Here is a 17,783-nt window from a genome sequence, read left to right on the forward strand (position 1 = left end):
GCCCGACCCGATGCGGCCTGACCTTACCGGGCACGTGTGGCGATGCATGACAGGGTGCAACCGGCAGTGGAGATCACCATGTGTTTTGTTTCCACAGGCAGTGAGCGCAGTGCATGATCGCCTACAGCGATATTCCAAGAGCGGATTGTCTGCGGTACTGGCGATGCTGGCGTGCTTGACGTGTTGCACATCGCACCTGCGATGCTGTGCTTGCAGCGTGCGATGCCCGTCTGCCTGCGCCCGTCCCAGCTTGGCTACTTCAGCGTCTCTATGAAGGCCGGTACATGAGTGTGTTGCTGGATAGCACCCTGAATCACCTTGAGCAATTGGTATCCTTCGATACCCGTAACCCGCCGCGCGCCATCGGTACCGACGGGATCTTCTCCTATGTGACGGCCCACCTGCCGGGCTTCCATCTTGAAACGACGGATCATGGCGCCGGTGCGGTCAGCCTGTATGCCGTGCGTGGCGCCCCCAAGATCCTATTCAATGTACACCTGGATACGGTCCCGGATTCGCCGGCATGGAGTGCGGATCCACATGTGATGCGCCGTACTGCAGATCGCGTCATTGGGTTGGGTGTGTGTGACATCAAGGGCGCTGCGGCGGCACTGTTGGCCGCGGTCCAGGCGAGTGATGGCGCTGCCGCGCTCCTGTTTACCTCCGACGAGGAGGCGAACGATCCGCGCGGCGTCGCCGCCTTCCTGAAACGCGGTATACCTTATGAAGCCGTCTTGGTGGCCGAGCCGACCATGAGTCAAGCCGTGCTGGCACATCGCGGTATCAGTGCGGTCTCGATGACATTTACCGGCTGCGCCGGTCATGCTGCGGGCGAACAACCACCCGCTGCCAGTGCCCTGCATCAGGCGATGCGCTGGGGCGTCCGTGCCCTTGATTACGCCGCCTCATTGGCCCATGAGCGTTTCGGTGGTTTGACGGGGCTGCGTTTCAACATCGGACGGCTCGAAGGAGGTATCAAAGCCAATATGATTGCACCGACCGCCGAAGTGCGTTTTGGCGTCCGTCCCTTGCCATCCATGGATGTGGATCAACTCCTGGCGACCTTCGCTGGGTTTGCGATACCGGCGGCGTCCTTCCAAGAAACGTTCCGCGGACCCAGCTTACCGTCCGGTGGTATAGCAGCGGCTGAGGCGCGGCGGCTGGCGGCCCGTGATGTGGCTGAGGTACTGGGCTTACCGATGGGTCATGCGGTGGACTTCTGGACAGAGGCTTCACTCTTTTCGGCTTGTGGCTACACTGCCCTGGTCTACGGACCAGGAGATATTGCCCAGGCGCACACTGCCGACGAATTTGTCACGCTCCAGCAGTTGCAGCGCTACGCCGCATCGGTCCATCGCATCATCAGTACCTCGTAATTCTCGTTCTCATCACTTATTGGGCGCCGTCAGGCGTGTCCGTCCTTCCATCACCGCGAATGCAATGCACGCCAACATACAGACTCGACAGACCATCATTCGCCTGCTGTCAAGCATGGCCAGCGCTAAAGAAATCAGCCAATACCTCAAGCGTTTCTCACAGTTGGACGCCAAGCGTTTTGCCCTGGTCAAAGTGGGCGGTGCAGTACTGCGCGACGATTTGGAGGCGTTGACCTCTTCCCTCTCATTCCTGCAAGACGTTGGTCTGACGCCGATTGTTCTGCATGGTGTCGGCCCGCAGTTAGACAAAGAATTAGCTGCTGCCGGCATTCACAAGCAGACCGTCAACGGCTTACGTGTGACCTTGCCGGAGACAATGGCGATCGTCCGCAAAGTCTTTCATGCCTCCAACCTTGAACTAGTCGAAGCGTTACAGCGCAACGGTGCACGCGCCACCTCGATCATTGGGGGCGTGTTCGAGGCGCACTACCTGGACCTAGAGACCTACGGCCTCGTCGGCGGCATCACAGCCGTCAACCTCGCCCCGATCGAGGCCAGCCTCCGTGCCGCTTCGATTCCGGTGATGACGAGCCTGGGCGAGACACCCAGTGGACAGATTCTCAATGTCAACGCTGATGTGGCTGCCAATGAATTGGTGCAAGTCCTCAAGCCTTACAAAATCATTTTTCTCACCGGCACCGGCGGTTTACTTGATGCTGATGGAAAACTCATTGATTCAATCAACCTGTCTACCGAATACGAACAACTGATCCAGCAGCCCTGGGTCTATGGCGGCATGAAAGTCAAGATTGAGCAGATCAAACACCTCCTCGATCGGCTGCCGTTGGAATCTTCGGTGTCCATCACCCGTCCTGCTGATCTAGCCAAAGAATTGTTTACTCACAAAGGCTCCGGCACGCTGGTGCGGCGTGGCGAGCGGGTACGGCGCGTGACGGCATGGAAGGACTTGGACTTGCTGCGCCTCCAGCACCTCATCGAATCCAGTTTCGGCCGCGCCCTGGTCCCGGATTACTTTGAAAAAACCCCCTTACTGCGCGCATATGTCAGCGAGAACTACCGCGCTGCGGTGATCCTGACCGACGTTGGCGACGTGCCATACCTAGATAAATTTGCCGTGCTGGACGACGCGCAGGGGGAAGGGCTGGGCCGTGCAGTGTGGAGTGTGATGCGCGAAGAAACGCCGCAGCTGTTCTGGCGTTCCCGCCACAACAACCCAGCCAATGTTTTTTACTACGCGGAATCCGATGGCTGCTACAAACAGGAACACTGGAAGGTCTTTTGGAGTGGACTGCACAACTTTGAACAGATCCAGCCATGCGTGGCCCACTGTGCCCTGCACCCCCGGACCCTGGAGGATTGAAGATGCTCCATGACCCGCTACGGCGGGGCTACCCTGAACTACCACGGCGCTGCAGTGCACCTGCCATCCTAGCCTTGTCACAGAGACGTGCTGCGATGACTGGGACACCGCGATCCTCAGCAGTGGCCCAGAGACACCAGCGTACCGGCCCCGGAATGCATTGCGGCATCCCCGATACCGCATTGCGGAAACACCGCCAAGCAGGCGGTGTGCCGCGTTTGGTCTGCATCGCGTACCGGAGCCACGTTGCTATTGATACTGAAGAGCCAGACGTGAATGCACAGCAGGCTGTCCACATAAAAACCAAAACATGAGCAACACCACATTCACCCTTGGCATCGTGGGCGCCCGCGGCTATACCGGCGCCGAATTAATCAGACTGCTGGCCGAGCATCCCGCGATTGAACTGATGTTTGTGTCTTCACGTGAGCTGGATGGCCAGCCAGTGGCGGCACACAACTCCGCTTACCGCGGCGATCTTTGTTTTGCAACCCTCGATCCGGCAGCCGTGGCGGCCAAGAGGGCTGATGCCGTGGTCCTGGCCTTGCCCAATGGCAACGCTGCCGCTTACGTGCAGGCCATCCATGCCACCGCACCACGCACCATCATCATCGATTTATCCGCAGACACCCGTTTCGATCCAGACTGGTATTACGGCCTCCCGGAACTGACCCGGCACACCTACACCGGGCAGACACGCCTCAGTAACCCAGGCTGCTATGCCACCGCCATGCAACTGGCGATTGCCCCACTGCGGGACCACTTGGCCGGCCCACCGCAGTGCTTTGGCGTATCCGGCTATTCCGGTGCTGGGACCACCCCCTCAGACAAAAACAACGTGGCATTGCTACGTGACAACCTGATGCCATACGCACTCACGGATCACCTGCACGAGCGCGAAGTCAGCACGCAGCTCGGTATCCCCGTCGAATTCATGCCCCACGTGGCCCCGCATTTCCGCGGCATCACCTTGACCGCCAACCTGTGGCTGCAACGCCCCCTCACCCGCGAACACATCAAGACCCTGTACACAGCCCGTTATGCCAACGAACCCCTGGTCGACATCATCGACCCAGCCCCCTGGGTCAGCCAGATTGCGGCGCGTCATGGCGTGCAGATCGGCGCCTTCACGATGGCGCCCGGCAACAAGCGCGTGGTGGTGGTGGCCACCTTGGATAATTTACTGAAGGGAGCGGCGACCCAGGCATTGCAAAACCTCAACCGTGCCCTCGGCCTAGACGAATTCACCGCCATTCCTTTGCACTGAAGCGCCCCGCAGCGCCGCGGCGGTAAACAACCCTTGCATAATGAACGCCCCAGCCGGCTTCATGGACACAACAACAATGGCGACCCTGTTATGGCAGAAACCCGGCGTGGCAGTTGACGCCAACATTCAGGCGTTCCTGGCCGCTGACGATGTCCTGTTAGACCGCGAATTCTTCCTTTACGACATCGCTGCCAGCACCGCCCATGCGCAAGGCCTACAGCGCATTGGCATCCTCTCACCGGATGAATTGGATGGCTTGTTGTGTGAGCTGGAAGTGCTCGCCACGGAGTACCGCAACGGCGCATTCGTACTGGATGCACAGTACGAGGACGGCCACTCAGCGATTGAAAGCCGTTTGACCGAACGCCTCGGGGATACCGGCCGCAAGATTCACACCGGCCGCAGCCGGAACGACCAAATCCTAGTGGCGACCCGCTTATGGCTCAAGGACAGGCTCGCGCATCTAGGTGCCTTGAACCGTGACATTGCCCAACGTGCATTACAGCGTGCCGCCGCAGAACAGCACCTGCCGATGCCCGGTTACACCCATCTGCAGCGCGCCGTGGTGTCCTCGGCGGGCATGTGGTGGGCCGGTTGGGCGGAGGCCTTCATCGATAACGCGGTGCGTGCCGCCGATACCCTAGCCCTGATCGATTGCAATCCCCTCGGCACTGCGGCCGGCTATGGCGTCAACATCCCGCTGGACCGTGCTCATACCACCGCCGCACTCGGCTTTGCACGGTTGCAGGTGAATCCCATCAGTGCACAACTGTCGCGCGGCAAGTTCGAACTGGCCGCATTGGAAGCGCTGGGGAGTGCCACCTTGGATCTGCGCCGTATCGCTTGGGATCTCTCCTTGTTTACCAGCAGCGAATTCGCTTTCATCGCCTTACCGCCTGAATACAGCACCGGCAGCTCGATCATGCCCAACAAGCGCAACCCGGACGTGATCGAACTGATGCGCGCCACGCATGCCAGCGTGGCCGCCGCACGCACCGAGATTGAACAACTCCTGTCACTGCCGTCCGGCTATCACCGCGATCTCCAGAGCAGCAAAGGGGCGGTCGTCCGTGGCTTCAGCCGCGGCCTGGCAGCGTTGCAGCTCTTGCCGGCCCTACTGTCCCGCCTGGAGTGGCGCGAAGCCAGTCTGCGTGCAGCGATCGATGCGGGCATGTATGCCACTGATGCGGCGATCGAAGCGGCCGTGGCGGGCGTTCCATTCCGTGAGGCCTACCAGATCGCCGCCACAGCGGCCGGTGCCGCTGCGCAGGGCCGCACCCCGGAAGGCAGCCTCACCGCACGTGTCTCTCCAGGCGCTGCCGCTGATTTGTGCCTGGATGCGTTGCATGCCCGTTGGCAGACGTTGGTGCAACCCACGTCCATGTGTGGGAGCGATGCGCGATGAGCTGCCGTTGCAGAGTATCCCGTTGCGCTTGTCGGGGATTCGGACAGCCGCACCGCCTGCGTCTTTCCGGGTACTGCCGCCGTGGTGTATGCCTGGATGCGTTCCATGCTGGTTGGGAAACGCTGGAGCAGCCCACTTCTATGTGTGGGAGCGATGCGCGATGAGCCGCCGCTTCATGGTGCCCAGCTGCGCTCGTCGGGGATTCAGACGGCGTCTCTTTGGGCACCGCCGCCCGCTGTTGCTTGGATGTGTTGCAGGCCCGTTGGGAACCGTTGGTGCAGTCTGTCTGCATGCGTGCACGGGAGGCGTCCGATGAGTGACCGCCTCGGAGATCGCCATAGCACTGACCAGGGATCCAAGCGCATCGGTGCCTTGGCCGCAAGACAGAGGCGCCGCGCTCCGGCTCGCGGCGCATCCACCACCATGCCCATGCTCACCGTGCATGCACAGAACGTGTGTTGAGCCTGCCCCGTCATGATCGACACCCATCCCCACACCGCATCTCGCTTCTCTGAACAACGGATCCCCGTATGGCGCAGGGCCGTCCTCAAAGTGGGCAGCAGTCTGCTCGCCGCTGATGGCGGCGGCCTCTCACCGCGCTTTGCACTGGGTTTGGCACACTTCGTCTCGGCCAACCTGGCCGTCGGGCGTGAACTGGTGATCGTCTCCTCTGGGGCGGTCGCGGCCGGGCGCGCCGTGATCCCGCGTCTGGCCGAATCTGGGAGCGCCCTAGCGGCGCGCCAGGCGTTGGCCGCCCTTGGCCAAGCGCAACTCATCGAACTATGGCAGCGCTTCTTCGACCGTCCAGTGGCCCAGGTGTTGCTGACCCACGACGACCTGCGTAACCGCCGCCGCTACCTGAATGCCCGTGCGACGTTGCGTGAATTACTGCGGCTGGGTGCCTTGCCAGTGGTCAATGAGAACGACACCGTTTCGGTCGACGAGCTGAAGCTGGGCGACAACGATAACCTCGCGGCGATTGTTGCTGCGCTGGTCGATGCCGAAGCGTTATTTATCGCCACCGATATCGACGGTTTATACAGCGCCGACCCACGCCGCCATCCTGATGCACAGCCGTTGAATGAGGTCCGCGCGTTGACCCCCGAGGTGCTCGCCATGGCGGGCGGCAGCGGCAGTGGTGTCGGCACCGGCGGCATGCGTACCAAACTTGAGGCGGCGGCCAAAGCGGGTGCGGCAGGCATTGAGACGTATTTGTTTAATGGGCGCAGCGCTGAGGTGGTACGCGCTCTGGCGCAACACCGGCTCTGCGGCACGCGGATCCATGCAGGGTGTACCCGCATTGCGGCGCGTAAATATTGGTTGCGTCACGCCCCGGTGGAGCCGGGGGTGATTTTCATTGATGCCGGTGCGGCGATGGCCTTGGCACAGCAGGGCGCTTCGTTGCTTCCGGGCGGCGTGTGTGGTGCTGCAGGTGAGTTCCGCCGTGGCGATATGGTCCAGATGGGTACACGTGGCGCAGATGACCAGGTCCAGCTGCTGGCCCGCGGTATCGTCCAATACTCGGCGGCGGATGTGCGCCGCATGGCTGGTTGCCATTCCCGCGATATCGAGGCGTTGCTCGGCTACACCTATGGCGGGAATGTTGTCCACCGCGATGATTTAGTGCTCCTCTGAGCGGCGTGTTGTGGATCTCGTGATGTTTTGCTGCAGGGGCTGTCTCCAGCTTTGCGAAGACAGACCGCATGCGTGCTCTTTCCGTCCGGGTTGCCGTGTTCCCAAGGGCGCGATGCCGCGGTCCAATGACAGCGCTCCTCGTCAGGAGATGATTCCCCTGAAAGAGACAGTGAACGACATCTCATCCCCCTCAATAGAATGTCCGATGCGGCCTGCAAACGGTGCCTTGCCGCAGATGACACGTTCTGGCACGGTGCAACGCATCTGTTTACTGCGTTCAGCGGCCTGAGATGATGCCGCGCATGAGCGATCCATGTCAGCAAGAACGCTTGCACAACACGGCCCCATCCGGTGTCAGGTGCGTGAGCGTTCTACGGCCCGGTTCGATGCTTGGAATGCAGGGCGCGGTGTATGGCGCGCAACATCTTTCCTCTTTTAGTCACGGTCCCACGTATGTCCCATATGAAACACCTTGCCTTGCAATGCCGCGACGCCGCCCGAATGCTGGCCACGTTATCCTCGGATGCTAAGCGCCGCTTACTTGAATCAATGGCCGCCGCCTTGGAGGCCGATGCTGGAGGAATCCTGACGGCCAATGCATCCGATTTGGAGGCGGCCCGCACCCAAGGTGCCGGCAGTGCCATGCTCGACAGACTTGCCCTGAATCCCAAACGCCTCGCCGGTATGGCCGATGCGTTACGTGACATTGCCGCGTTGCCGGATCCGGTGGGCCAGGTGACGCGGGAGGACGTGCGTCCCAATGGCCTGTGTGTGCAGAAAGTACGGGTGCCGCTGGGCGTCATTGCGATGATCTACGAAGCCAGGCCCAATGTAACGGCCGATGCCGCTGCACTGTGTATCAAAGCGGGCAATGGGGTGATCTTGCGTGGTGGTTCGGAGGCGATCCGATCCAATAGTGCGATTGCCGCGGCATTGCAGCGTGCATTGCGTGTGGCTGGAGTGCCTGAAGCCGCGCTGATTCTGGTCGAGGATGTGCGTCGCCAGACCATGCTGGAGCTGGTGCAGCTCAGCGACGTGATTGACCTGGTGATTCCGCGTGGTGGCGAGGGCTTGATTCGCTTTGTTGCCGAACATGCGCGTGTCCCGGTGATCAAGCATTACAAGGGCGTGTGTCATCAGTTTGTCGATGCTTCTGCCGATATCGATGTGGCGGTGCGTCTACTGATCGACGGAAAAACCACCCGTCCTGCGGCATGCAATGCACTGGAGACCTTGCTGGTGCATGCCGATATCGCCGCACGTTTCCTGCCCGCGGCGGCGGCGGCGTTACGTGCCTATGGTGTCGAACTGCGTGGTGACCCAGCCACCCGCGCCTTTCTTCCGGATGTGGCACTGGCCAGCGAAATCGATTACGCCGCCGAGTATCTCGACTTAATCCTGGCGGTGCGTGTTGTCCCCAGTCTTGAGGCGGCGCTTGAACATATTCGCCGCTACGGTTCGGACCACACCGAGGTGATCGTGACTGGTGATCGGGCGAACGCCGACACCTTTGTGCAGGCGTTACATGCGGCGGTGGTGATGGTCAATGCCTCCTCGCGTTTTTCCGATGGGGGCGCCCTGGGATTGGGCGCGGAGATCGGTATCTCGACCACACGGCTACATGCCTATGGCCCAATGGGATTGGAGGCATTGACGGTAGAGCGCTTCGTGGTGCGCGGTGAGGGCCAAGTGCGGCACTGATGTGCCGCCTCTTGGTGTGTTGTCGTGTACACCTGGGTTCACCCTTTAACAACGTCACCAGAACACCGCTATCCAGTGCTTGCCTACTTCTTAAACGCACCCTATCGCCACATCTGACCAGCCAAGAGAGCATCTACCTGCAAACGGTGGCGTTTCCCCGTATCAATGCTGCTTGGCTGTCCAACTGGACTGTCCACACCGTCAGCGTTGCGACCATCTCTCCCCATCCACCCTATTCATGCATGCCTCCACAGCGCCGCGGGTCACATCGCCTGCGGCAATCTCACTACGGCCACTGCCGCAACAAGTCAAGGAGTGCTTGCCATGCGGCCTCCTCCCGCACACCGGCTTTGCCCACTTGGGATATATCGAAGTCACAGCAGCTCCGCAGACCACTCAGCCGGTTTGCACACCCAGCCCACCGGCCCGGCACCGCTCAAATACTTCAAAGCAAGCGATACCTAGTCCATGAGAAATAGAAAGACCACCACCAAAGAAAATAGAGACATGAGATATTTAATAAAACCCAATGCCATTGGGTTTCATCAAAGATTTCACAGGCATGTATATCACCCAGGTGAGGAGATCAACAAAACAGAGGGATTCTTAAATAGCAATGTTTCTTAAAAAAAGGGATTCTTTTGCCCAGGATCACACGTATTGCATCTATGTATTTAAACTCTCAAAGGACATCACATGCCGTTTATCAATGAAATTCCCTCAGCGGAAGATATTGAGAAATATGGATTGCTTTATAAAAATGATCTGAATTTGGATATGAAGCTGCGTCGTCAATGGACTATGGATCGTGAACGCAACTTTCATTTATACGGAGGTGGTGCCACTGGAAATCAAGCGTTTGAAGAGATTATTGATTACCGTTTCTATCTTTATCTGAATGGCTCGAAATTGATTATCGAAACTCCCGATGTACCGCAAACGCTGCTGGACAATGATTCACTTAATCAATTTATTGCCATCCTGAAAGAAGCAGTGACTGTGCACAGTGCGGGTTACCGTCATCGTCACATTCATATTCCCGTTGTGGTCCGTTTTGGATTTTAAATTAGAGAAAAATAGTCATGGCACTCACTGCAGAACAAGTCAACGCATGACTCGACAGCATCACTATTAAAGAGCAGTGACGCGATTTAATTAATCAGCTCGATATCCGGATGTCAGGATAAGTCATTTAAAAGCCTCATAATAGGGCCTTGTTTATCTTTTCTTGACATGTGCCGCGCAAGGTCAAAGATTTATACATGACACTTTCAGTTTGAGAAGCCTATTGCAGGGGCATCGTATCGGTTACGTCCGTGTCAGCAGCTTCGACCAGAACCCGGAACGGCAATTGGAACAGGTCCAGGTAGATAAGGTGTTCACCGACACGGCGTCGGGTAAGGACACCCAACGGCCGCAGCTCGACATCCTGTTGTCATTCGTGCGCGAAGGCGACACGGTGGTGGTGCACCGCATGGATCGCCTAGCGCGCAACCTCGACGACCTGCGCCACCTGGTACAGAAGCTCACCCAGTGCGGTGTACGCGTTGAGTGCGTCAAGGAATGCCTGATCTTCACGGGCGAGGACTCGCCGATGGCGAACTTGATGCGCTCGGTGATGGGCGCATTCGCTGCGTTTGAGCGCGTCTTGATCCGTGAGTGCCAGCGCGAGGGCATCGCGCTCGCCAAGCAACGCGGGGCCTACCGTGGCCGCAAAAAGGCGCTCGCGCCGAAGCGGGTGGCCGATTTGCGGCGTCGCGTCGCTGCCGGCGACAAGAAGACACCACTTGCACGCGAGTTGGGCATCAGTCGGGAAACTCTGTATCAATACCTGAGAAAGGACGACTGACCATGCCGCGCCGTCATTTGCTGACGTCCACGGAGCGCATCGGCCTGCTTGCTTTTCCAGCCACTGACGATGAACGCATCCAGCATTACACCTGTGCCGAATCCGACCTGTCGATGATCCGCCAGCGTCGCGGCAGTCACAACCGGCTCGGCTGCGCAGTGCAGTTGTGCTATCTGCGTTATCCCAGCTTTGCCCTGCCAACTGATGCAGAGCCGCGCGCCTCTCTGCTGAACATCGTTAGCCGCCAGTTGTGCATCGAGCCAGATATCTGGCCGGAGTACGCGCAGCGCCCGGAAACGTGGCGCGAGCATCTGTTGGAGTTGCAGGCGTGGCTGAAGCTGACGCCGACTATCGGCACTTCGTCCACCAACTCGCCGAGCTGGCTCAACAGACCGACCGTGGTATCGAGCTGGCCCAAGTGCTGGTCGAGTTGCTGCGGCAGCAACGTATCATCATTCCGACCGTCGATGTCATCGAGCGTGTGTGCAGCGATGCGCTGATATCGTGGCACGCGCCAAGTCTACGAAGCGCTCACCGCGCCGCGTGCTTGACGGCCTGCTGTCGATCCGTGAGGGCACGAAGGGCAGCGGCTGATCTGGCTACGCCAACCGCCCGGTTCGCCGAAGCCCAAGCATGGGCTGGCCCACTTGGAGCGTCTGAAGACCGTCCGCGATCTGGCGCTGCTGGAAGGTCTGGAACACGCCATTCACCAGAATCGGAAGCTCGCCCGCGGGCGGACAGATGACAGCCCAGCACCTGTGCGACCTGGAGCCGAACCGTCGCTATGCAACCTGGGTCGCGGTGATCCTTGACACCCACGCCACGCTGATTGACGAAATCATCGACCTGTACGACCGTTTCATGGGTTTGCTGTTTAGCAAGGCCACGCGCAACCATGCCGACCGCTTCCAGCAGTCCGGCAGGGCGATCAACGATAAGGTGCGACTGTATTCACTCAGCGGTCGCGCCCTACTGGAAGCCAAGCCGTCGGGCGGCGATCCGTTCGCTGCCATCGAGGCGATCATTCCCTGGGATGCATCCAGCGAAAGTATTACCGCAGCGGAAACGCGCGCCAGGCCGGAAGACTTCGATTTCCTGTCCTTGGTTGGCCACGGCTTCACCCAGCTCCGGCGTTACACGCCGGCCCTGCTGGACGCGCTGACCATGAAGACCGCGCTGGCAATGCGCGAACTGCTGGCCGGCGTCGCAGTGCTCAAAGGGATGAACGACCGTCAGTCACGCAAGGTGCCAGACGACGCACCCACGTCCTTCGTGCGCAAGCGATGGGAAAACCTGGTGCGCACGGATGATGGGTTGCATCGGCGCTTCTATGAGCTGTGCGTTTTGTCCGAACTGAAGAACTCACTGCGCTCCGGCGACATCTGGGTGCAGGGATCGCGCCAGTTCAAGGACTTCGAGGACTACTTGGTGCCGCCGCCACGATTCGCGGCACAGCACGACCCGCAGGAATTGGGTCTGGCGGTCGATACCGACTGCGACCTGTTCCTGGAAGCTCGTCTTTCGGTACTGCAAGAGCAACTGGAGACAGTGGAGCGGCTGGTCGCTACCAACGAACTGCCCAATGCGGCGATCACCAGCACCCAGCGAATCAAGTTTTCCGCTGGACAATGCCGTGCCTGATGAGGCTGAGGTGCTGATGCAGCAGGCGTGCAGCCTGCTGCCGCACCTGAAGATCACCGAGCTGCTATTGGAAGTCGATGGCTGGATCGGCTTCAGTCGCCACTTCAAGCGCCTCAAGAGCGGCGAGGCGGTCGAAGACCAGTATCTGCTACTGACTACCATCCTTGCCGATGCCATCAATTTGGGTCTGTCGAAGCTGGCCGAGTTCTGCCCCAATGCGACCTACGCCAAGCTGACGTGGTTGCAGGCGTGGCACATCCGCGACAAAACCTATTCGGTTGATCTGGCCGAGTTGGTCAACGCCCAGTTCCGTCAACCCTTCGCATCCTACTGGGGTGATGGCACTACATCGTCATCGGATGGTCAGAACTTTAAGTCCGGCGGCCGTGGCCAAGTTGCCGGCCAGGTGAACCTGAAGTACGGCCAGGAACCTGGTGTTCAGTGCTACACCCATATCTCCGACCAGTACACGCCATTTCATACCAAGGCCATCAACGCTACGGTGTGCGACGCCACCCACGTCCTGGATGGGCTGCTGTATCACGAATCCGACCTGCGCATTGAGGAGCACTACACCGACACGGCTGGCTTTACCGATCATGATGCACCTGTTGGGCTTCCGCTGCGCCCCGTGCATCCGCGCCCTGTCCGACAAGCGCCTTTATATCCATGGCGAAGCCACACAGTACCCGACGCTCGCCGGCCTGATCGGCGGTAACGTCAACGTGAAGAACATTCGCACCCGTTGGGATGCAATCCTGCGGCTGACCGCCTCGATCAAGCAGGGCACGGTGACTACCTCGCTCATGCTTAGAAAGCTCGGCAGCTATCCTCGCCAGAACGGCCCAGCGGTGGTTTTGCGCGAACTGCGGCGCATCGAGTGCACGTTGTTTTGCGCTCGACTGGATGCAGAACCTCGAACTGCGCCGCCGCGTGCAAATCGGCTTGAACAAGGGGCAAGCCAAGAACGCCCTGGCCCACGCCGTATTTCTCAATCGCTTCGGCGAAATCCGTGACCGCAGTTTCGAGAACCAGCGCTACCGCGCGAGCGGCCTCCACTTGGTTGTGGCAGCAATCATCCTGTGGAACACGGTCTACCTGGAACGGGCAGTCCAAGCACTCCGTGATTCGGGCAAGAACATCGACGAGCGGCTGCTACCGCATCTTTCTCCGCTGCGCTGGGAACCCAGCGCTTGCTTTGAAGCAACATATTTCACAATTGGAACTCAGCGGGTTCTACCAACCTATGCGTGTCATGGCAAGCTAATGTGAGACCTCACATCCATATTCAGCGCTAAGCGGCACAGCTCAGCAAGCATCATGGATGTTCACCGGCAATGATCTGTTCGACAATCTCGCCGCCTCCTGCGAAGTTCGGGCTGTGGATCAGGAGGCGGTGGACATAGAGGCCAACCGCTATCTGGCTTTATTGACGATCTTGGAGGCGTCTTCGGAATGCCAGTAATCACGATATCCATGAGTCACACCTCTGAAAATATCCGCTATGCATAAAGCCGTGTTGCGTTCGTGGCCCTAGAGGCATATAGGCTGATATCTTATTGATATGCGGATGATAAAACATCATGTGATTTTACAATCATCAATTATTATGCGGATTAATTAAATTCAGTATTAAATATAAAGCGGTTCAACGTCAAAACGAGGCACTGTGGAGTGTCCGTCAAACGACCGTTTTATGAATAGGTCGCCGTACCCATCAATCTCTTTTTCAATATGATGGGATGCCCCTGCAAAGGAAGCATCCCCCATCAATACGTGCCGCATATCCTGGTACGTAACTAACCATTAGCAGGATGAGTACATCATCTTACAGATTGCAAACGTGAAATATTATTCTATATTACAGGCTTGTTTTACTTTATCTAAAAGATCAAAAACATCTTTATTAAAATAAGGGCTAAACGTTGAACCATCGCCGAAAAAAAATGAATTTAGACCAATAACATAATTCCCACGGGGTTTTTTACTGTTGTTTAGTTTACCAATCCAAGCTCCACCGCTTGAACCATTTTCCATTGGATTATCTTTCATTTCAACAATGCCATCAGAGACGCCACTAAAGGTGGTGCCTTTGAAACCGTAAACTCTCTGTAAGTAAAGAGCATTCCCATAATTGATGGGATAACCAATGGCTGCCCATTCTGTGTAAGGTACGCCACTTCTCAATCCAAGCCAGCTAGGGTTCTTTTTATATGTAGTAATAAAACCGTAATCTTTCCTCAAATCTCTTCCAGTTTGCGTTACCGCACCATCTGGAACACCTTTACAAGCTGTTTTTAAAATTTCAATCCTGTTTTTTCCACGTGAACGAGGATGGAATACAATATTCTTATACCATTTTCCATTGTCATCCACTAGGCAGTGGGCCGCAGTCATCAAAACCCGATTGCTGCCGACAAATTCAGCAGTGCAAGCATTGTCAACTCCATTCGCTTCTGTGAAATATAGTATACCCGCATTCGAGAAAGGGTATTGGTCTACATCAGCTTCTTCAACAACGCCTTTGACACCCTTAGGGATAGGAGAGCCATCCCCCCCAGGGGAGGATTCTATGACTAATGTTTTTTCTTTTTCTTCATTATTCAACATGGAGCTTTTGAATCTTGCTTCGGTCTCCATTCTTGATGCTTCCTCTGCTGAGAGTACGATGCGCTTCGGTTTTGCGGCACGTATTCTTTCCTCAGTCCAATACTTTTCTGCAGATTCCTGAGTAGAAAGAGGAGAGCGGGGTATATCTATGATGAATCTCTGCTCAGGATTCTGTTCATCAATACCAGAATCAGCAAAAGCGATTGGTATAAAAAGGAATAATGAAAGCGGAGCTAATTTGATAGTTTTCATTTCATAATGTCCTGGTGAAAACACAGATCTAGTTTATGAAATTTAATAATTAATTAAATGTAAAAGAAATATCTGAGATTGTTAAGGTGAGATGTTATCTTAATAGTTAACGTGATGGGATTCATTTTGTGGTGCTTTCACTTTTTGGCCAAGGCAATGCAAGAAGGCGTTCAATGTCGTGTATCGTACCCATTGCAGAAATCACTTCTGACATACAAATTCAGTCGCGTATAGAGGGCAGTTGCCATATGCTCTGAGCGCATCCTGCCACAGCGCTTCGGATTTTTCTTCGCGTTCTTTAAATACTGTCCGATATGTTTCACGTACGCTCTAGTGAGATGAACGGCGGTACCTCTGCGAGAGGCCAGACCTGGCCTTGGTAAAGTTGGCGATGCCATGTTTGGTTTTCAGGCCTCTGTCCGTCAAAGGACCGATGAGCGGACATCTGCAATTTGTTCATTTAATATGTATTGTTAGCATGTGATGAACGCTTTGTAATAATCGACATTACTTGGACACATTCACATCTCTACAAAAGCAACAGTGATGCAAACAATGAGAACGCATCCCGTACTACCGAAGATTTTTGATACAGACCTTGCGGAGATGTTCAAAAAGCCTGTACCGCCGACAGGTGAAGAAATCATCGCACTTTCAGTTCAAGAGCGTTGGTATCGTGAAGGTTGTGACGCGGTATGAAATAGCCATCCGAGATGCAGTCATCTATCCATGCGAAGACTACTGGTTTGGCAGCGTTGAGAGCACCAATTATATCACCCGCCAGTCTCTTGTTCGCTGTGTGTGTGGAATTGGGATCAAACTTTTATTCTTGTGATTGGAAACGACGCGAGAATATGGATGTATATATCCCATTGCCGCCTTTCTGAACCGCGTGTGTCGTGATTATTCGCCCCTGTTTTTAGTGTTAGTTCATACTAGCCTCCTTACACTAGTATCCAATGTGAATAGGATTGAATAGGATCAAGTCGGCACAAGCGTAAAGAGGTAAATGATGTAATAGGCTTCTTCATGTATCTTGACATCATTTCTATAGATGAGTAGTGATTATCCCGTGTGCCAATAATAAAAGCGCCATTAATGCAATATAGCGTGTTGCAGAAACAGAAAAAATAAGAAAAAAATCGATGCTAAGCATTTGGCCGCGCTGGTTTGATTGTTATCGTGCTAATTCTTATCTGATGCTGCGGCATCCTGGAAAATAGCTAAAGCTCCTAATGAATCCATTTTTTTTGTTTTCCATAAGATTTTTTTTCCTGTGTGGAATTGCTATTTGCATGCAATGGCCATTACAGGGCTTTGCAAAGGATATGTTTATTGCTCCTGATGGATCTGATAAAAACATCGGAACACTGGACTCTCCAATGGCGACGCTCATGGCGGCTCAGGAAAAAGTTTCGAGCGGTGATGTTATCTATTTAAGGGGCGGTATTTATCACTTAAAGATAGAAAATGTCTCTACGGCTGATGCGAACTACGTGGTTGTGAACGACATAACGAAAGACCATATTTCTTATGTGGCTTATGAGAGAGAGGTGCCGGTGTTCGATTTTTCGTCGGTCAAGCCAGTAGACAAACGTGTTGCAGCCTTTCGGATCAGTTGTGATGGCTGTGTTTTCCGGGGATTCGAGATCGTCGGTGTTCAGATCACCATTGCTGGCAGACATACGCAGTCGGAAGCGATACGGGTTCAGGGTGGCAACAACAATCTATTCGAGCGATTGTCAATTCATGATGGGATGGGGATCGGATGGTATCTCGTGTCGGGAAGCAATAATGTGGTTCGCAATGTCGACGTTTATAACAACAAGGGATTGGATGCATTCTCTAACGGTAATATCGACGGATTCGGTGTTCATCCTTCCTCCGATTCTGGAACAGGGAATATGATTTATGGAAGCCGTGCTTGGTTTAATAGTGATGATGGGTTTGATCTTATTAATGCTCATGCTCCGGTGAGCATTGTTAATTGCTGGGCTTTTTACAATGGCTACGATATTGACTTTAACGCGTTAGGCGACGGAAACGGCTTCAAGGCAGGTGGTTACGGAGCGAATGGAAAGCCCTATCCGCGCTCGGTGCCTCGGCATACAGTGAAATTCTCGCTTGCGGTCGGCAACCGCTCTTCTGGATTTTATGCCAATCATCATGTTGGCGGTCAGAATTGGATCAATAACACCGCAATAGGAAATAAGAGAGCGAATTACAATATGTTGTCAGTGTTGTCTGATAACAGGACGAATGTTCCAGGTTATGGCCATTACATGAGAAATAATCTTGGATATGGTGGGAAAGTCGAGATTGCTAACCTTGGCAGTGCCTCAGACAACGATATTTCATCGAATTATTTTACGCTTCCTATAAAAGTCCGTTCAGGAGATTTTGTAAGTTTGGATCCTCATGAATTGACCGCTCCTCGTCAACCCAACGGGGAATTGCCGACGATTCACTTTGCAAGACTTGCATCTGGAAGTGCAGCGATTGATGCAGGAGTGAATATCGGTGAGCCTTTCGAGGGCAAGGCGCCAGATCTGGGTGCATTTGAGGCAACACATCACCCAGTTCCTGAGGGCCGTTTTCACCATCACCATCCAGCATTTTCCAGATGATGGTATGCCGTGTCTGCTGTGATTGTGTAGCTATTAGGG

General features: G+C 55.6%; 13 protein-coding genes and 1 pseudogene. 12 read left to right on the forward strand and 2 right to left on the reverse strand.

Annotation, left to right across the window (positions count from 1 at the left end):
- The first annotated feature begins 284 nt into the window (after positions 1 to 284).
- On the forward strand, positions 285 to 1,376 hold the full coding sequence (locus PLS229_RS01660) for an acetylornithine deacetylase (protein ID WP_038270765.1): 1,092 nt from the start codon (positions 285 to 287) through the stop codon (positions 1,374 to 1,376).
- Between the two features lie 64 nt (positions 1,377 to 1,440).
- Complete coding sequence (locus PLS229_RS01665; protein WP_038270764.1) at positions 1,441 to 2,757, forward strand: acetylglutamate kinase; 1,317 nt, start codon at positions 1,441 to 1,443, stop codon at positions 2,755 to 2,757.
- Between the two features lie 28 nt (positions 2,758 to 2,785).
- Here PLS229_RS01665 and PLS229_RS01670 read toward each other — a convergent pair whose 3' ends face one another.
- Positions 2,786 to 2,986: a hypothetical protein gene (locus PLS229_RS01670; RefSeq protein WP_152536591.1), complete on the reverse strand. Its 201-nt coding sequence runs from the start codon at positions 2,984 to 2,986 to the stop codon at positions 2,786 to 2,788.
- An 81-nt stretch (positions 2,987 to 3,067) separates the two neighbouring features.
- On the opposite strand from PLS229_RS01670, the gene argC reads away from it, so the two are divergent.
- The 9 genes and pseudogenes from argC (at position 3,068) to PLS229_RS01715 (ending at position 13,720) form a co-directional block, all read left to right on the forward strand.
- On the forward strand, positions 3,068 to 4,024 hold the full coding sequence (gene argC / locus PLS229_RS01675; RefSeq protein ID WP_038270762.1) for an N-acetyl-gamma-glutamyl-phosphate reductase: 957 nt from the start codon (positions 3,068 to 3,070) through the stop codon (positions 4,022 to 4,024).
- A 76-nt stretch (positions 4,025 to 4,100) separates the two neighbouring features.
- The gene (gene argH / locus PLS229_RS01680) at positions 4,101 to 5,429 is read left to right on the forward strand and encodes an argininosuccinate lyase (protein ID WP_038270761.1); all 1,329 of its coding nucleotides are present in this window, start codon (positions 4,101 to 4,103) and stop codon (positions 5,427 to 5,429) included.
- A gap of 312 nt (positions 5,430 to 5,741) precedes the next feature.
- Entirely contained in the window at positions 5,742 to 5,891 is a 150-nt protein-coding gene (locus tag PLS229_RS01685; protein ID WP_160165150.1) for a hypothetical protein, read from the forward strand.
- 12 nt (positions 5,892 to 5,903) lie between these two features.
- A complete protein-coding gene (proB, locus tag PLS229_RS01690; RefSeq protein ID WP_038270760.1) occupies positions 5,904 to 7,064 on the forward strand; it encodes a glutamate 5-kinase in 1,161 nt (386 codons plus the stop codon).
- Positions 7,065 to 7,517: 453 nt separating this feature from the next.
- Complete coding sequence (locus PLS229_RS01695) at positions 7,518 to 8,765, forward strand: glutamate-5-semialdehyde dehydrogenase (protein ID WP_038270853.1); 1,248 nt, start codon at positions 7,518 to 7,520, stop codon at positions 8,763 to 8,765.
- Positions 8,766 to 9,461: 696 nt separating this feature from the next.
- Positions 9,462 to 9,830 carry a hypothetical protein gene (locus PLS229_RS01700; RefSeq protein WP_038270759.1) on the forward strand — a complete coding sequence of 123 codons (369 nt, stop codon included), beginning with the start codon at positions 9,462 to 9,464 and terminating at the stop codon, positions 9,828 to 9,830.
- A 223-nt stretch (positions 9,831 to 10,053) separates the two neighbouring features.
- Positions 10,054 to 10,614: a recombinase family protein gene (locus PLS229_RS01705; RefSeq protein WP_038270758.1), complete on the forward strand. Its 561-nt coding sequence runs from the start codon at positions 10,054 to 10,056 to the stop codon at positions 10,612 to 10,614.
- 2 nt (positions 10,615 to 10,616) lie between these two features.
- Positions 10,617 to 13,440: pseudogene (locus PLS229_RS01710) on the forward strand (Tn3 family transposase); the annotation flags it as partial.
- Between the two features lie 139 nt (positions 13,441 to 13,579).
- Positions 13,580 to 13,720, forward strand: coding sequence for a hypothetical protein (locus tag PLS229_RS01715; protein WP_160165149.1), 141 nt, complete (start codon positions 13,580 to 13,582; stop codon positions 13,718 to 13,720).
- A 386-nt stretch (positions 13,721 to 14,106) separates the two neighbouring features.
- On the opposite strand, the gene PLS229_RS01720 is transcribed toward PLS229_RS01715, so the two are convergent.
- The gene (locus PLS229_RS01720; protein ID WP_038270757.1) at positions 14,107 to 15,117 is read right to left on the reverse strand and encodes a trypsin-like serine peptidase; all 1,011 of its coding nucleotides are present in this window, start codon (positions 15,115 to 15,117) and stop codon (positions 14,107 to 14,109) included.
- A gap of 1,235 nt (positions 15,118 to 16,352) precedes the next feature.
- Here PLS229_RS01720 and PLS229_RS01725 point away from each other — a divergent pair.
- The gene (locus PLS229_RS01725; protein WP_051482280.1) at positions 16,353 to 17,744 is read left to right on the forward strand and encodes a right-handed parallel beta-helix repeat-containing protein; all 1,392 of its coding nucleotides are present in this window, start codon (positions 16,353 to 16,355) and stop codon (positions 17,742 to 17,744) included.
- Positions 17,745 to 17,783 lie beyond the last annotated feature (39 nt).

Source organism: Xylella taiwanensis (assembly GCF_013177435.1).
Lineage (GTDB): Bacteria > Pseudomonadota > Gammaproteobacteria > Xanthomonadales > Xanthomonadaceae > Xylella > Xylella taiwanensis.

Excerpts from the sequence above, each read along its gene's own strand:
- PLS229_RS01660 (WP_038270765.1), top strand. The coding sequence starts at position 285 with ATGAGTGTGTTGCTGGATAGCACCCTGAATCACCTTGAGCAATTGGTA.
- PLS229_RS01665 (WP_038270764.1), top strand. The coding sequence starts at position 1,441 with ATGCACGCCAACATACAGACTCGACAGACCATCATTCGCCTGCTGTCA.
- PLS229_RS01670 (WP_152536591.1), bottom strand. The coding sequence starts at position 2,986 with ATGCAGACCAAACGCGGCACACCGCCTGCTTGGCGGTGTTTCCGCAAT.
- argC (WP_038270762.1), top strand. The coding sequence starts at position 3,068 with ATGAGCAACACCACATTCACCCTTGGCATCGTGGGCGCCCGCGGCTAT.
- argH (WP_038270761.1), top strand. The coding sequence starts at position 4,101 with ATGGCGACCCTGTTATGGCAGAAACCCGGCGTGGCAGTTGACGCCAAC.
- PLS229_RS01685 (WP_160165150.1), top strand. The coding sequence starts at position 5,742 with ATGAGTGACCGCCTCGGAGATCGCCATAGCACTGACCAGGGATCCAAG.
- proB (WP_038270760.1), top strand. The coding sequence starts at position 5,904 with ATGATCGACACCCATCCCCACACCGCATCTCGCTTCTCTGAACAACGG.
- PLS229_RS01695 (WP_038270853.1), top strand. The coding sequence starts at position 7,518 with ATGTCCCATATGAAACACCTTGCCTTGCAATGCCGCGACGCCGCCCGA.
- PLS229_RS01700 (WP_038270759.1), top strand. The coding sequence starts at position 9,462 with ATGCCGTTTATCAATGAAATTCCCTCAGCGGAAGATATTGAGAAATAT.
- PLS229_RS01715 (WP_160165149.1), top strand. The coding sequence starts at position 13,580 with ATGTTCACCGGCAATGATCTGTTCGACAATCTCGCCGCCTCCTGCGAA.
- PLS229_RS01720 (WP_038270757.1), bottom strand. The coding sequence starts at position 15,117 with ATGAAAACTATCAAATTAGCTCCGCTTTCATTATTCCTTTTTATACCA.
- PLS229_RS01725 (WP_051482280.1), top strand. The coding sequence starts at position 16,353 with ATGAATCCATTTTTTTTGTTTTCCATAAGATTTTTTTTCCTGTGTGGA.